This window comes from Caballeronia sp. SBC1 (assembly GCF_011493005.1).
GTDB lineage: Bacteria > Pseudomonadota > Gammaproteobacteria > Burkholderiales > Burkholderiaceae > Caballeronia.
Window position 1 is genome coordinate 456,827 of the sequence record NZ_CP049157.1, and the last position, 15,050, is coordinate 471,876.

The following is a 15,050-nucleotide window of genomic DNA, read 5'->3' on the forward strand; positions in this document are numbered from 1 at the left end:
CCGGGGAGGAAGCTGGCCGGCAACGGCAATGCCTCCGTTAACCTGCAACGAATGATCACCTTCCGTCGGCTTGCTGATTGGCCCCACCGTGCGGCTTTTCGCGCCGGACATGGCGAACGAGCGGCGCCAACCTACGCCGCCCGCTGCCGGCCGCCGCCACTCTGCAAATCAACCCAGCCACAATCCCCTATGGGGTTTGCAGTGTCCCGTCCTTCAACCGCGTCTGCGTCCAGGTAGTCACGGTGTTTTCGCACGGATATTTCGCGGCCTCGGCCTCGTCGATGTCCACCCCAAGGCCCGGCTTGTCGTTGGCATAAACGTGTCCATCCCTGAACTCGGGAAGACCGGGAAAAACATCTAGCAAAGCCGCCCTCGGCCCCTTGAGTTCCTGGATCACGAAGTTCGGCGGCTCGGTGCCTGACCATTCCTGCACGCCGAAGTTACGCGCCGCGAGGTCAATATGGATGTTCGCCGCATGCGCGAGCGGCGACATGTCGCCGGGACCGTGCCACGCCGTCCTCACGCCGAACTGTTCAGCAAAGATCTGTAGCTTGCGTCCTGCCGTGATGCCGCCGATCTGACTCAGGTGAACCCGGATGTAATCGATCAATCGCTCGGTGATCAGGAATCGCCACTCGGAAGGATTGTTGAAGAGCTCGCCCTGGGCCAGAGGCGTCGTGGTTTTTGAGCGCAACTGACGAATCCATTCGCCCTCTTCCAAAGCGATCGCATCTTCGAGAAAGAACAGGTCGTACTGTTCCAGTTCGCACGCGAACCTGATGGCTTCGACTGGTTTAAGCCGTCCATGCACGTCGTGGCACAACTCGACATCAAAGCCAACCTTGCTGCGAATGCCGTCGAACAGCTTGAGCGTTTCCCGCATGTACTTTCTGCTGTCGAGATAGACGCCGTCCTCAGCGCCCTGAGGCGCGCTCGACGGTGCGCGGCCATAGCCGCCTCCCCCGTAGCCCCCGCTCTGACAGCGAATGTGTGTGATGCCCTGCTCCCGGTACTTCTGGATGTTCTCGCACAACTCATTCAGGTCGCGGCCATCGGCATGCCGATAGATCGGTACGCCTTCGCGGCACTTTCCGCCAAAGAGCTGGAAGAGCGGCATATTCGCCATCTTGCCCTTGATGTCCCACAAGGCCATATCGATGCCGGAGATCGCGTTGTTCTCGATCGGACCGTTGCGCCAGTAAGCGTTCTGATGCATCAACTGCCAAAGCTCTTCGATCGCCTCCGCGTCCCTGCCTATCAGGAGCGGCCTGAGATATTCCTCGATCAGACACTTGACCGCGACATGCCGGTACGCAAAGGTCGCGCAGCCGAGCCCGTACAGTCCAGCCTGATTGGTCTCAAGTCTGACGACAATCAGGTTGATGCCTTCCGGCGCGGTCAAGATGACTTTTACATCGGTAATCAGGGTTGCCATTTTCAGTCTGCCAGAATCGAATCAATAAGACGAAGCCGCGCCGCGCGCTTGCTTAAGTACGACGTTACGTGCGGCGCAACGAGAGCGGTTCTTTGCCCTTTGCGCGCTGCCCGGAATGCGCCGGTACGGTCATCATCAGGATGACCGCCAGAAGCAGACCGGCCGCCATGAAGATATACGAGGCTGCGGGGCTGCCGGTTACGCCGTTCAGGTAGCCGACAATATACGAGCCGGCGAACGCACCCAGCGCTCCGCACGCGTTGACCAGGCCGATTGCGCCGCCCAGCACGTTGCTCGGAATCAGTTCCGGTATCAGCGCGAAAAATGGACCGTACGGCGCGTACATCGAAGCGCCCGCCACCACCAGTAGTGCGAACGATATCCAGAAGTGCGATCCGCCAACCAGATACGAAGCCACGAATGCAATGGTCCCCACGAGCAGCAGCGGCCACACGAACAGCTTGCGGTTGCGCGTCTTGTCCGAGAGCCACGACGCGAGCAGCATCAGGATGATCGCCGCGAGATAGGGCACGGCGGCAAGCCAGCCGACCGACACAATATCGATGGTGGACGCGGCCTTAAGAATCGAAGGCAACCACATGATGAAGCCGTACACGCCGATGCTCCACAGCGCATGAATCGCGCAGCATTTCCAGACGATCGACGAACGGAACGCCGCCTTGTAGTCGCGCACCGGCGCGATGTCGGCCTGCTCTGCCTTCAGGCGGGCGCTGAATTCGATCTTTTCGGCGTCGGTCATCCAGGTCACTTCCGCCGGGCGATCCTGCACGGTGAACCACCAGACCACCGCCCAGATGAGCGCCGGGATGCCTTCGAAGACGAACATTTCGCGCCAGCCGAAGCTGTGGACCAGATACCCCGACACGACCGACATCCACAGCACCGTCACTGGATTGCCGAGAATCAGGAACGTATTGGCGCGTGAGCGTTCAGTGCGTGTGAACCACCGGCTGATGTACATGAGCATCGAGGGCATCACGGCGGCTTCCACCACCCCGAGCGCGAAGCGCAGCACCATCAGCATCGGAATATTGCTGACCATGCCGGTCGCGGCGGCGCACAAGCCCCACAGGATGAGGCTGAAGAAAATCAGCTTCTTGACGCTGTTGCGCTGCGCGTAGATTGCGCCGGGCACCTGGAACAGGCAATAGCCGAGAAAGAACAACGAACCGATCAGCGACGAGGTGCCTTGCGAGATGCCGAGATCCCTGTTGATACCGGCCGCCGCGGCGAAGCCGTAGTTCGCGCGGTCCAGATACGCAAGACTGTAAGTGATGAAGATGATGGGCATGAGATACCACCATCTTTGGGGTGCAACGGGTTTAACGCTTTCCATGACGTCTCCAGATCGGTACGGCGTACACACTGTTCGGTTAGTGCGGGTCATTCTTTTTGTTCTGATGTCCCCGCGTGGACTTGCATTTAAAGCACGGCCAGCCAGCCTCCATCGACGTAGATCATCTGGCCGTTCACATAACTCGATGCCGCGGACGACAGGTACACCGCCGTGCCCACGAGTTCCTCCGGCTTGCCCCAGCGTTGCGAAGGATTGCTGCTCTTGACCCAGGCATCGAAGGCCGCGTTCTCGACGAGCGGCTTGTTCATGTCGGTCAGGATGTAGCCCGGACCGATCGCGTTTGCCTGAATATTCGCCGACGCCCACTCGGCGCTCATCGCGCGGGTCAGCATCTTGATGCCGCCCTTGGCCGCCGTGTAGGCGCCCACCGTCGCGCGCCCGGCTTCGCTCGTGAGCGAGCCGATGTTGATGATCTTGCCGCCCGTACCGCGTGCGATCATGCGTCGAGCCGCCTGCTTCGAAACGATGAACGCGCTCGTCAGGTTGGTGTCAATTACACGCTGCCAGTCACTCAACTCGAGTTCGACAAGGGGCTTGCGAAACTGAATGCCGGCGTTGTTGATGACGATGTCGATCTGAACTCCGTCCGTGTCCCATTGCGCGAACGCATCGGCGACGGCCTGTTCGTCGGTTACGTCGAAGGCTCGGCCTTGGGCATCGAATCCCTTGCTTTTTAGCCGGCCGGCCGCTTCGGCGACCGTGTCGGCACGCGTGCCGTTCAGGATCACGCCGGCGCCTGCCGTGGCGAGCCCCTCGGCGAGCGCGAAGCCAATGCCTCGCGCAGATCCTGTTATGAGCGCCGTGCGGCCGCTCAAGTCGAATAGCTGTGTCATACGCTGTTCCTTTTTCGGGTGTGCAAGTGCGATTGCAGGCGCGAGACGCGAGTGCGCCCCTCGCGACCGGAAAGCCGGCCGCGATAACGTTGATCTCAAATCCGCTGGTTAAGACGTCAGACGGGCGTGTCGTTGGCAACGATATTCAGCGCGGCGCGATCTTCGAAGTCCTTCTCCGCGCGCTTGATGAGCGTGAGAACCGCTTCTTCCGCTCCCGCCGGATCGCCTGTTTCGATCGCGACGCAAAGCGCCTCGTGCATTGGCAGCGAACGGGCCGGGCCGCCGGCTATTTCGGAGCTGAGTTCGAAGCTCGTGCGCAGGATCGCCGACAGCGCGTTCTGCATCTGCTGGATGAACTGGTTGTGGCAAGCGGTGAGGATCGCGCCATGAAACGCAAGGTCGGCGGGCACGTATTCACCGTGACCGGCGACGGCGCGCTCCATCGCCTTGAAGGTACGCCGCACCGCCACGCGATCCTCCGCCGTCGCTCGCTTGGCCGCGAGCTTGGCCGCATTCGGCTCGATGATCAGCCGCAGCTCCATCAGGTCCTGGATCAGGTCTTCATCGATTGCGCCCGCCCGCGCGCGCCAGGTGATTACGTCCGGATCGAACAACTGCCATTGCGAGCGCGGCAACACGATCGTGCCGTAACGCCGGCGCACTTCGAGCATGCCCTTGGCGGAAAGCGATTTCATGGTCTCCCGGATGGTGATGCGGCTCACCTGCATCTGCTCGGCCAGCTCGGGCTCGGCGGGAAGAATATCCCCCGGCGCAAACTTGCCCGAGCATATTTGCTCGCCCATTTGATTCAGGACCTGCCGGTGTAGTGTTGCCACGATTTACTCTCTAGGTCATACGTATGATGTAGAAAGATAGGCGAATGGACGCCCTCCCGCAATTCGGGTTGACCCGAGGTCGAGTTTCCCCACTTTCCTCATACCAAACTCCTTATTGGGTTGGTGCCTGATTGCGGCCGCTTATTAGTCTGAGCAGAGAAGGGGAGTTTTGCCGGTAACGCCGCGACGGCGCCTCTCACGTCGCTTTCACCTACGATTAGCTCGGCAGAAGCCTCACCCTATTGCCAGTCGAGTCGCCCCGGTGCTTCGCGACAATCAACTCGGTTGTCCGAACGATCGCCATTCGCGCAAACTCGCCAAACGTTCAAGTATGCGAGCGACAACATCGGTGACCTCAAGTTCGGCAATGGATATAGCTTAAGCAACTTGACGGGCTTCGCCAGCGATCGCGCTTATAGAACGGGCGCAAGGAACCTGCGGCGGATGTGAACGCACTGACTATCAACAACGGAAGGAAGGTGCAGGACGTCTCGGAGATGAGCGTTCCGGCGGGCTGAGACAAGGCGAAGCGACATGCCGCGAGTGTGAAGAGTCAACTCGAAGCGGACGACAGTTCGGAACGGAACTGCGCCCGGGCGGCACTCAGTACTCGACTGAAGAGGGGCAATTGCGATCGGCCGCTCGATGTCCCGTAACCAATGCTACGGGTCCCCCATTCATAACTGGTCCTTCGCGACTTGCTTTCTCGCGACGGTTTGTTTTTTCGCGACTGTCTGGCTTTTGGGGATCAACTCTTCCTGCAGTTCAGATTGAAACGTCTCAATCTGCGATGGTGGCTGCGATTGCGACTCAAGGATTTTTTCGACTTCACGAACAAGAGCGACAAGCCGGGGCCCCACTTCATTCATGAGGAAGGCCGGTTCGAGATAGTCGGCAATTCCACCGCAATTGAAAGCCACCACATTGCCGCTGTCACGCATTCGCAACGGCACGGCCACCGCTCGGATGTGCTTCATCCACATTCTGTTGGCGATGCAAAATCCCTTCTTGCTAAACAAGTTGATGTTGTCGTCGATTTGCCTGCGAAAGCTGTCCATATCGGGGACTTTGGACCCCAACTGGTCCAGCATCTCCTGGCGTTTCTCATCATCCAGGCCGGCCAGATAGGCATGGCCCATAGCCGTTCGCTCGATCGGGACGACGGAGCCAACTTCGAGGCGCAATGAGAGTTGATCGTCCGTGCTTTCCCTCGCGATGTACCTCATGCTGAGTTCATGGCGACGGGCAATGCAGATAGGGACACGCGAGAAAGCCGCAAGCTCGGTCATAAGTGGTCGTGCTATATGACTCACCAGGTCCGAAGCCATGTAGAGATAGCCCAACGACAGGCAAGCGTCACCCAGACGATATTTACCTGCTTCGGGCAAATACTCAAGGTAGCCCAAATTCGTCAAGGTGTAGCAAAGCCGCGAAACCGACGCGTTCGGAAGCCCCGACAGGCGAGCCAGATCGGTCGTGCCCAGCACTTCCCCTTTTGTGAGGAAGCGAAGCAGCGTCAGTCCTTTCGCAAGCCCCGATACAAACTGGCGATCGCCTGAATCTTCTCCAAGATCGGCTATCGGCAATACCTGCGCTCTTTTTCTACCCACGACCATACCCCTCTGGCGCCATCATCATTGCACGTCCTGAATTGCTCTTTAAATTTGTCAATGTACCGCCTCATAGAATCTTGCCGGAAAGCGCGTCCTCCGACAGTCATGCGCGATTCATTTTAGAACAGATTCGGTTGGCTGGATGAATTCGACGGAGTGCTGCCGTCAGGAGTGTTGAAGGGTGATCTGGTCAGCGTCGGTATCGGCGCTGCATCCAGTAGTTGGTGGCGCCTGTCAGCACCAGGGTAGTAGCCATCAGGATGAAAGAGGCGGCCGCGCCAAAGGGCCAGTTGCCGAGCTGGAATTCGTTGTATACGAGCGGCGCCATCATCATGAACTTTGGACCGCCGAGCAGTACCGGGGTCGCATAGGCATTCACCGCGAGGATAAAGGTCAGGATGGTGCCAGTGATGATGCCGGGCTGCGCCAGCGGCCAAAGCACCCGCCAGAACGTGGTCCACGGACCGGCGCCCAGGCTCAAGGCGGCTTCCTCGGTGAAGCGGCCGATCCCTTCGATCACGCTTTGCAGCGTCAGCACCATGACAGGCAGGTTGACCGCGATGAGGCCGACGATCACCGCGGTCTCGGTAAACATGATCTCGAGCGGATGAGCAATGATGCCAAGCGAGATCAGCGTGGTGTTAAGCATGCCCTTAGTGCCAAAGAGCGTCATCCAGCCTGCTGCCCTGACGGCGTTGCCGACAAACATCGGCAGCACGATCAGCATGATGAGCAGGTTCTTGAAGCGCGACTCGGTGCGCGCCAGCGCATACGCCAGGGGGAAGCCGATCACCAGGCAGGCGAGCGTGCAGATGAAAGAGACCCGCACCGTGGTGAAGAGAACAGCCCGGTAGTAGGGGTCGGAGACGAACTTGACGTAATTCTCCGCCGTCACTGCTTCAACCAGCAGGGCGCCGGGGGTGTACCGGTCCAGGCTGTAGCGCAACAGGATGAAGATAGGAATCAGGAGCCCGAGCACGACGATCAACGTCGCCGGCCCGACAAGGGCGCTCGCGGACAGGCGACTGACGCTGTGCCCCTCATCTGTCCTGCTTACCGTGATCGTCGCATCTGCGGCCATGCCGTCTCCTCTCTGTTCGCTGCGTGGCTAGCCGCCCTTCTCTTCGTACTCGAAGGGAAGGGTGGCACTGATTACCCCTTGAAGCTCTTATCCCACCACTCGCGCAGTTCGACGTCATGCTCAGTCAGGAAGGCGTAGTCGAGATCGATGAGCGCGGCTAACTGCTCTTGCGTAAAGCCGATGCGTTGATCGAGTTGGGGGGGGATCGTGGCATTCGTCACGGTCGGGGGGAAGCCCAATTCGGTGGCGAAGCCCTCCTGTGCCGATTTTTCGAGCGCCGCGTCGAGAAAGGCGTAAGCGCCCGCCTTGTTGGGGGCATTCTTCGGCACCGACCAGCCCAGGACGAACTTGAGCGCACCTTCGCTCGGCACCGCCGATTGCACGTTGATGCCGGCGTCCTTCCACTGCACAGCGCGCGCTTTCCACATGATGCCGACGGTCACTTCCTCCGTCTTCAGTCCCTGTGCAAAGGCTTCATTCGTCGGGTAGATGCGCGCGCCAGACTTGCGCAATTCGAGCAGCAGCTTCTTGCCGCCATCAAGGTCACTAACCTTGCCGCCCGCCGCCAGCGCCGCCGCCGACATCACGTACTGGTATTGGATGTCGATGAGGCCGAGTTTGTTGCCATTCTTGGGGTCGAGTACTTCCTTGTAGCTCTTCGGCGCTGCAATGCGGCTGGGGTTGTAGAGGGCGACCTTGCCCGTATAACCTGAGGCGACGCCAAAGGGGTATTTCATCGACGGCAGAAGATATTTTCCGTTCTTCAACTGGCTATAGTCGATCGGGGCGAGTACGCCAGCTTTACCCATCTGGTACCAGGCGAGCGCCGAGAGGCCCTGCACGTCACTGGTACCGCGCGGCAGCCGAGCTTCGGCAATCATCTTGTTGCGCCGGTTCAGGTCGTCTCCCACGTCATGGACTACTTCCCATCCGGCGGGAATAAGGATCGCCTGATCGATGTACTTGGTGACCATGTGTTCGTAGTCACCTCCTGCAGTTCCGACCACGATTCGACCCTTGGATTGGGCCATCGCCATGCCGGGCAGGCCCAGCGCAGTGACGCCAGCGGCTGCCGCTCCCTGCAGGACCAAGCGGCGGGAAGGGCTGAAGCTCGAAAGTTTCTTTACCATTTTAGTCCTCGATAGCACTGCATATTAATCGGGCATGACCCTTCACGGCGCTAGGCATCGGCGTTCGCGAAGACATTCGTTGAGGCGGCGGTCCAGCCGACGTAGACCTTGTCGCCAACCTGCGGCGCGTTGCCATCTTCCAGATTGGGAATCTGGGCAATGACGCGTTCTTCCGCCGGAAGGCGAACATGGATGTCCAGGAGGCCTCCGAGGTAGGAGACAAACTCCACCTCTCCGTGAAAACGGTTGTCCATATCGGCGGACACATTCTGCGCCACGGTGATGCGCTCCGGGCGCAGGGCCAGTACAGCGCGACCGGTGATCCCCGAGGCCCCGTTAGCACAGCGGATCTCAAGGCCACCGCCGGTGCGAAACAGGCCTGGCGCCTCCATTACCCCATTGAGGAAGGAGCTTCGGCCAACAAAGCCGGCAACGAAGCGGTCCGCGGGACGCTCGTAGAGATCGCGCTGCGTGCCGACCTGGCGCACCTGTCCTTCGCTCATCACGACGAGCCGGTCCGCCATCGTCAGCGCCTCCTCCTGGTCGTGCGTGACCATGACGGTGGTGAGGCCGAGCTCGCGCTGCAGCGCGCGGATCTCAACGCGCACCTCGTGCCGCAGCTTGGCGTCAAGATTGGAGAGCGGCTCGTCGAGCAACAACACGTCAGGCCGAAAGACAAGGGCCCGAGCCAGCGCCACGCGCTGTTGCTGTCCGCCCGAGAGCTGCCGGGGCAAGCGCTCCCCGTGCTCGCCGAGGCGCACCAGCCGCAAAGCCTCCTTAACCCTTGGAGCAATCTCGGCCGGGCTAATCTTGCGCATCTCCAGCCCGAAGGCGACGTTCTGCGCCACCGTCAGGTGAGGGAACAACGCGTAGCTCTGGAAGACCAAGCCGGTATCGCGCTTCCACGGTGGCAGCCGGGTGATGTCGCGCCCGCCAAGACGGATGGTCCCCGAGGTCGGCTCGGCGAAGCCGGCGATCATGCGCATCGTTGTCGTCTTGCCGCACCCGGAGGGGCCGAGAAGCGCGACGAACTCGCCGTCGGCGACCGTGAGCGTTACGTCGTTGACGACATGGACCTTGCCGTAGGCTTTGGAAATACCGTTCAATTCGAGCTGTGCCATCTATGCCTCAAGCTGTCAATGAACTGCTGATTGTTGGCAATCTGTGCATACCGCGCAGCGGATATTTGTGCGGTAGGAGCGAAGGGACTTTCACGCGGCAGAAGGAGTGCCGGGCCATGAAGATGAGACGCATTAGCATGGCAGGAACAGCCCCGAGGCCACCTTCAACAGCCAGCGTCCAAGTCGGCGCTGATCGAAGGCACAGAGGACTACGGCAGTGAACACATGCGGCGTGGTCGGAACATGGGTCGCTCCCGCTTTTCATTCGAGATCCACCGTCGAGCGCTTAGAAAGATTGGAAAACATTGTCTTACCTCCGTCTCTTTTACCCGGCGCCAAGACGGACCGAGCAGCTCCTGCGAACAGCTTCGATATGCATGCGCCGAAGAAGTGGAAATTATTTTCACATAAGTTTTAAGCAAAGCGCAAGCGCTTCAATAAAAAATGGAGGTAATCCCCATCCTTCGCCAAGGAAGCACTTTGCAGCGCAATTGAGGCAACGGGAGCCGTGGCCGTGTCGGGCCAACACCAGGAATTTCCACCCGCTTTCGGCTTGTTTCATTGCCTGGACGCATCGGCTGGAGACATATGCAGCGAGCGCATCGTCCGATCTTTGGGTGGTCGAACGTGTCGGCGTCATCATCGGACCGGCCAGACGGCGCGGTGACGTCTTCCGCTTCGACAACGCTCTTGTTCTACGACCGCTGCTGGCACGAACGAATCATTCGTTCGCGACGCTTCGCCGCTCATGCGCCGGCTTGCTGGCGAGCATTACCTCGTAACACATGGTATCGGCAACGTCGATACCGGAGGTTGAGCGCAACTGACAGGAGCCCCGCCCAATGATGAATGGGTAGATGTTGTAGCCGCCCATGAAGCTGATTGTCTCCGCGAAAATTCGGCGTAACGTGAACAAAAATTCTCGCTACACTGCCGAGGAATCGGATCTGTTCGGCGTTTCCTTAATAGCGCCCGTGCACCGGCATTACCCGCGGATTTGGCGAAATTGGGGTCATCCCTGACGAGAAAGTGGACAGCCTCCATTTTTTATTGAAGGGCTTGCGCCTTGATCAAAAATTATGTGAAAATAATTTCCACTTCCTCTGGCAAACGAATGTCGGGGCTGTTCGAAGGATCTGTTCGGCCCGTCCTGGGCCGCCGGGCATAAAGAGACGGAGATAAGACAATGCTTTCCAATCTTTCTAAGCGCTTGACGGTGGGTCTCGAATGAAAGTGGCAGCGACCAACATTCCGACGACGCCGCATGTGTTCACTGCCGTAGTCCTCCGTGCTTTCGACCAGCGCCGACTGGGACGCTGGCTGCTGAAGGCGGCCGCGGGGCTGTCCCTGTTGTACATTCTGACGCCTCTCATCTTTGTGACGTGGCTCTCTTTCTGCCGCGAGGAAATCCCTTCGTTCCCACCGCACGGATATTCACTGCGGTGGTATGCGGAGATTGCCAACAATCAGCAGTTCATTGACGGCTTCCTGTTGAGCTTGCAGGTCGGCGTCATCGCAACCGCGATCGGCCTTGCGGTGGGCATCCCGGCAGCCCTGTGTATTGCACACTTTCGCTTTGCTGGTCGCGGGTTTCTCAACAATCTGCTGCTGTTTCCGCTGGTGGTACCCGGCGTGGTGCTTGGCACAGCGTTTTACGTTTTCCATGTTCAGATCGAGATAGCGACCAACGGTAACGTGCCGATCCTTGGATCGCTCGCCGGTCTTGTCAACGGACACATCCTGCTCGTCATCCCATGGACGGTGCGCCTGGTGACAGCGACGCTTGCCAACTTCGATCGCACGCTCGAGGAGGCGGCGCAGAATCTCGGCGCGGATAGGTGGACGACGTTTCGCCGCGTGACACTGCCCTCGATTTTGCCGGGCATCGTCGCGGCGGCCATGTTCGGTTTCGTTTCTTCGTTCAGTAATCTCGAGATAAGCCTGTTCCTCGTCGGGCCGGGTCGCACGACGCTGCCGATCGCGATTTTGCAGTACCTCGAATGGAAGATTGATCCGACAATCGCCGCTGTCTCGGTTCTGCAGATGCTGGTCGTCGGCGCGGCATTGCTGATCACCGACCGTTTCGTCAAACTCAGCCGGGTGGTGTGATGGCACAGCTCGAATTGAACGGTATTTCCAAAGCCTACGGCAAGGTCCATGTCGTCAACGACGTAACGCTCACGGTCGCCGACGGCGAGTTCGTCGCGCTTCTCGGCCCCTCCGGGTGCGGCAAGACGACAACGATGCGCATGATCGCCGGCTTCGCCGAGCCGACCTCGGGGACCATCCGTCTTGGCGGGCGCGACATCACCCGGCTGCCACCGTGGAAGCGCGATACCGGCTTGGTCTTCCAGAGCTACGCGTTGTTCCCTCACCTGACGGTGGCGCAGAACGTCGCCTTCGGGCTGGAGATGCGCAAGATTAGCCCGGCCGAGATTGCTCCAAGGGTTAAGGAGGCTTTGCGGCTGGTGCGCCTCGGCGAGCACGGGGAGCGCTTGCCCCGGCAGCTCTCGGGCGGACAGCAACAGCGCGTGGCGCTGGCTCGGGCCCTCGTCTTTCGGCCTGACGTGTTGTTGCTCGACGAGCCGCTCTCCAATCTTGACGCCAAGCTGCGGCACGAGGTGCGCGTTGAGATCCGCGCGCTGCAGCGCGAGCTCGGCCTCACCACCGTCATGGTCACGCACGACCAGGAGGAGGCGCTGACGATGGCGGACCGGCTCGTCGTGATGAGCGAAGGACAGGTGCGCCAGGTCGGCACGCAGCGCGATCTCTACGAGCGTCCCGCGGACCGCTTCGTTGCCGGCTTCGTTGGCCGAAGCTCCTTTCTCAATGGGGTAATGGAGGCGCCAGGCCTGTTTCGCACCGGCGGCGGCCTTGAGATCCGCTGTGCTAACGGGGCCCCGGGGATCACCGGTCGCGCTGTGCTCGCCCTGCGCCCGGAGCGCATCACCGTGGCGCAGAATGTGTCCGCCGATATGGACAACCGCTTTCACGGAGAGGTGGAGTTTGTCTCCTACCTCGGAGGCCTCCTGGACATCCATGTTCGCCTCCCGGCGGAAGAACGCGTCATTGCCCAGATTCCCAATCTGGAAGATGGCAACGCGCCGCAGGTTGGCGACAAGGTCTACGTCGGCTGGACCGCCGCCTCAACGAATGTCTTCGCGAACGCCGATGCCTAGCGCCGTGAAGGGTCATGCCCGATTAATATGTAGTCCTATCAAAGACTAAAATGGTAAAGCGGACAGAGGAGACGGCATGGCTGCAGATGCGACGATCACGGTAAGCAGGACAGATGAGGGGCACAGCGTCAGTCGCCTGTCCGCGAGTGCCCTTGTCGGGCCGGCGACGTTGATCGTCGTGCTAGGGCTCCTGATTCCTATCTTCATCCTGTTGCGCTACAGCCTGGACCGGTACACCCCCGGCGCCCTGCTGGTTGAGGCAGTGACGGCGGAGAATTACGTCAAGTTCGTCTCCGACCCTTACTACCGGGCCGTTCTCTTCACCACGGTGCGGGTCTCTTTCATCTGCACGCTCGCCTGTCTGGTGATCGGCTTCCCCCTCGCGTATGCGCTGGCGCGCACCGAGTCGCGCTTCAAGAACCTGCTCATCATGCTGATCGTGCTGCCGATGTTTGTCGGCAACGCCGTCAGGGCAGCAGGCTGGATGACGCTCTTTGGCACTAAGGGCATGCTTAACACCACGCTGATCTCGCTTGGCATCATTGCTCATCCGCTCGAGATCATGTTTACCGAGACCGCGGTGATCGTCGGCCTCATCGCGGTCAACCTGCCTGTCATGGTGCTGACGCTGCAAAGCGTGATCGAAGGGATCGGCCGCTTCACCGAGGAAGCCGCCTTGAGCCTGGGCGCCGGTCCGTGGACCACGTTCTGGCGAGTGCTTTGGCCGCTGGCCCAGCCCGGCATCATCACTGGCACCATCCTGACCTTTATCCTCGCGGTGAACGCCTATGCGACCCCGGTACTGCTCGGCGGTCCAAAGTTCATGATGATGGCGCCGCTCGTATACAACGAATTCCAGCTCGGCAACTGGCCCTTTGGCGCGGCCGCCTCTTTCATCCTGATGGCGACCACCCTGGTGCTGACAGGCGCCACCAACTACTGGATGCAGCGCCGATACCGGCGCTGACCAGATCACCCTTCAACGCGCCCGACGGTCCTCAACAAAGGCTGCCCCTGCTCATGCGTCGCGGCCTGACCCGGCACCCTGCACTGCCGCCAAACACGCGGATTCTCCAGACCAAAGCGGCCGCGCTCGTCAAGCGCTTTCCTGCCGCCGACGTCCGCGAACTTGGTGCAATTCCGCTACATTCTGCGGGGACCTATGGCCACCTTCGAGCGGCCTGACCTCTGCACACTGTATCAACGGACCTCACGCCCCAACCTGTTCTCGAAAAGTGCGAAAAGCGCTTGACGCAAGTTTGCACTTCGACGCACAATAAATGGAAATTATTTCCACTTATCAAGACAAAAGCAACTGGCGGCCGAACCTTCTTCACCGTCGCCATCTGATCTATTCTATTTTCGTGTCGGTTCTCAAGAACACCTCAGTTTACCCAACCAACTGAATATGTTCTAAAGATGACCGGACTTTACTATCAGAGGACCCATGTCTGATCTACCGAAATCAGTGAAAATCATAGAAGTCGGCCCGAGGGATGGCCTCCAGATTGAACCGAAGGTATTGTCGGTCGACGAGCGGGCGTCGATGATCGAGGACCTGCTCGCTTGTGGATTTCGTGAAATCCAGGTCGGGTCCTTCGTCAATCCGAAAGCCGTTCCGCAAATGGCGAACACGGACAAGGTCCTGGAGAAGCTGACTCCGCGAGCGGGCGTTGCCTATCGGGTGGTCGTGCTCAATCCGCGCGGGTTAAGGGAAGCGCTGGCAACGGGGCGCGCGGATGTCGAAGGACAGATTTCGATAACGGCGAGTGAGACGTTCGTAAAACGCAATACCAACCGTACTATCGATCAGACTTTTGATGAATTTCCGCAATGGGTCGGGATGTTCAGGGATGCGAACATAGACACCACGATGATTGCCGTCATGGCTGCCTTCGGTTGCAACTTCGAGGGTTATATACCCTTGACCAAGCTTATCGATCTCATCGACCGTGCAAGACAGACTCTGGATGACAACGGCGCTCAGATGAAACACGTGACGCTGGCGGACACAATGGGTTGGGCCAATCCACTCCAGATCAAGCGGACGATTTCCGCGGTGTGGGACCGCTGGCCCGACGTTGCCATCAAGCTTCATCTTCACGATACGCGCGGCGCCGCCGTAGCTAATGCGGTAGCGGCAATGGAACTTGGTGTGTCGGAATTCGATTCCGCAGTTGGCGGCCTGGGCGGGTGTCCATTCGCTGGGCACAAAGGGGCCGGTGGCAAGATTAGCGCCGCTGGCAATATTTGCACTGAGGACCTGGTCTTCACGTGCGAGGAAATGGGAATCTCCACCGGCATCGACCTGGACCGGCTGCGTGAGGCGTCGCAGCGAGTCGAACAACTCGTCGAGCACCCGCTTCCTAGCAAGATCCTGAGAGGCGGTACATTGACAAACTTCAAGAGCAATCAGCGCGGCTGACAATGACGAAGCCAGGGAT

13 protein-coding genes are annotated in these 15,050 nt (G+C 59.7%); 4 read left to right on the top strand and 9 right to left on the bottom strand.

Features of this window, described 5'->3' with window-relative positions:
• Positions 1-187 precede the first annotated feature (187 nt).
• The 9 genes from SBC1_RS20045 to SBC1_RS20085 form a co-directional block, all read right to left on the bottom strand.
• A complete protein-coding gene (locus SBC1_RS20045) occupies positions 188-1,435 on the bottom strand; it encodes an enolase C-terminal domain-like protein (RefSeq protein ID WP_165098034.1) in 1,248 nt (415 codons plus the stop codon).
• Positions 1,436-1,499: 64 nt separating this feature from the next.
• A complete protein-coding gene (locus SBC1_RS20050) occupies positions 1,500-2,792 on the bottom strand; it encodes an MFS transporter (RefSeq protein ID WP_165098031.1) in 1,293 nt (430 codons plus the stop codon).
• A gap of 86 nt (positions 2,793-2,878) precedes the next feature.
• Positions 2,879-3,646 (bottom strand): SDR family oxidoreductase, encoded by a 768-nt coding sequence (locus SBC1_RS20055; RefSeq protein WP_165098028.1) that lies wholly within the window; start codon positions 3,644-3,646, stop codon positions 2,879-2,881.
• Positions 3,647-3,762: 116 nt separating this feature from the next.
• Entirely contained in the window at positions 3,763-4,482 is a 720-nt protein-coding gene (locus tag SBC1_RS20060; protein WP_165098025.1) for a FadR/GntR family transcriptional regulator, read from the bottom strand.
• A 677-nt stretch (positions 4,483-5,159) separates the two neighbouring features.
• Positions 5,160-6,068 (bottom strand): IclR family transcriptional regulator, encoded by a 909-nt coding sequence (locus tag SBC1_RS20065; RefSeq protein ID WP_165098021.1) that lies wholly within the window; start codon positions 6,066-6,068, stop codon positions 5,160-5,162.
• A gap of 217 nt (positions 6,069-6,285) precedes the next feature.
• Positions 6,286-7,176, bottom strand: a complete 891-nt coding sequence (locus SBC1_RS20070) for an ABC transporter permease (RefSeq protein ID WP_165097979.1) — start codon at positions 7,174-7,176, stop codon at positions 6,286-6,288.
• Between the two features lie 71 nt (positions 7,177-7,247).
• Entirely contained in the window at positions 7,248-8,306 is a 1,059-nt protein-coding gene (locus SBC1_RS20075) for a PotD/PotF family extracellular solute-binding protein (RefSeq protein WP_165098008.1), read from the bottom strand.
• 50 nt (positions 8,307-8,356) lie between these two features.
• Entirely contained in the window at positions 8,357-9,427 is a 1,071-nt protein-coding gene (locus tag SBC1_RS20080) for an ABC transporter ATP-binding protein (protein WP_165098005.1), read from the bottom strand.
• A gap of 721 nt (positions 9,428-10,148) precedes the next feature.
• Positions 10,149-10,301, bottom strand: a complete 153-nt coding sequence (locus tag SBC1_RS20085) for a hypothetical protein (RefSeq protein ID WP_165988989.1) — start codon at positions 10,299-10,301, stop codon at positions 10,149-10,151.
• A gap of 353 nt (positions 10,302-10,654) precedes the next feature.
• On the opposite strand from SBC1_RS20085, the gene SBC1_RS20090 reads away from it, so the two are divergent.
• From SBC1_RS20090 to SBC1_RS20105, 4 genes are all read left to right on the top strand, one after another.
• On the top strand, positions 10,655-11,536 hold the full coding sequence (locus tag SBC1_RS20090) for an ABC transporter permease (RefSeq protein ID WP_208762706.1): 882 nt from the start codon (positions 10,655-10,657) through the stop codon (positions 11,534-11,536).
• Positions 11,536-12,606, top strand: coding sequence for an ABC transporter ATP-binding protein (locus SBC1_RS20095; RefSeq protein ID WP_165097982.1), 1,071 nt, complete (start codon positions 11,536-11,538; stop codon positions 12,604-12,606). The genes SBC1_RS20090 and SBC1_RS20095 overlap by 1 nt, the downstream gene beginning before the upstream one ends.
• A 76-nt stretch (positions 12,607-12,682) precedes the next feature.
• Positions 12,683-13,573: an ABC transporter permease gene (locus SBC1_RS20100; RefSeq protein ID WP_165097979.1), complete on the top strand. Its 891-nt coding sequence runs from the start codon at positions 12,683-12,685 to the stop codon at positions 13,571-13,573.
• Between the two features lie 480 nt (positions 13,574-14,053).
• A complete protein-coding gene (locus SBC1_RS20105; protein ID WP_165097971.1) occupies positions 14,054-15,031 on the top strand; it encodes a hydroxymethylglutaryl-CoA lyase in 978 nt (325 codons plus the stop codon).
• Positions 15,032-15,050 lie beyond the last annotated feature (19 nt).

Excerpts from the sequence above, each read along its gene's own strand:
- SBC1_RS20045 (WP_165098034.1), bottom strand. The coding sequence starts at position 1,435 with ATGGCAACCCTGATTACCGATGTAAAAGTCATCTTGACCGCGCCGGAA.
- SBC1_RS20050 (WP_165098031.1), bottom strand. The coding sequence starts at position 2,792 with ATGGAAAGCGTTAAACCCGTTGCACCCCAAAGATGGTGGTATCTCATG.
- SBC1_RS20055 (WP_165098028.1), bottom strand. The coding sequence starts at position 3,646 with ATGACACAGCTATTCGACTTGAGCGGCCGCACGGCGCTCATAACAGGA.
- SBC1_RS20070 (WP_165097979.1), bottom strand. The coding sequence starts at position 7,176 with ATGGCCGCAGATGCGACGATCACGGTAAGCAGGACAGATGAGGGGCAC.
- SBC1_RS20075 (WP_165098008.1), bottom strand. The coding sequence starts at position 8,306 with ATGGTAAAGAAACTTTCGAGCTTCAGCCCTTCCCGCCGCTTGGTCCTG.
- SBC1_RS20080 (WP_165098005.1), bottom strand. The coding sequence starts at position 9,427 with ATGGCACAGCTCGAATTGAACGGTATTTCCAAAGCCTACGGCAAGGTC.
- SBC1_RS20085 (WP_165988989.1), bottom strand. The coding sequence starts at position 10,301 with ATGGGCGGCTACAACATCTACCCATTCATCATTGGGCGGGGCTCCTGT.
- SBC1_RS20090 (WP_208762706.1), top strand. The coding sequence starts at position 10,655 with ATGAAAGTGGCAGCGACCAACATTCCGACGACGCCGCATGTGTTCACT.
- SBC1_RS20095 (WP_165097982.1), top strand. The coding sequence starts at position 11,536 with ATGGCACAGCTCGAATTGAACGGTATTTCCAAAGCCTACGGCAAGGTC.
- SBC1_RS20100 (WP_165097979.1), top strand. The coding sequence starts at position 12,683 with ATGGCTGCAGATGCGACGATCACGGTAAGCAGGACAGATGAGGGGCAC.
- SBC1_RS20105 (WP_165097971.1), top strand. The coding sequence starts at position 14,054 with ATGTCTGATCTACCGAAATCAGTGAAAATCATAGAAGTCGGCCCGAGG.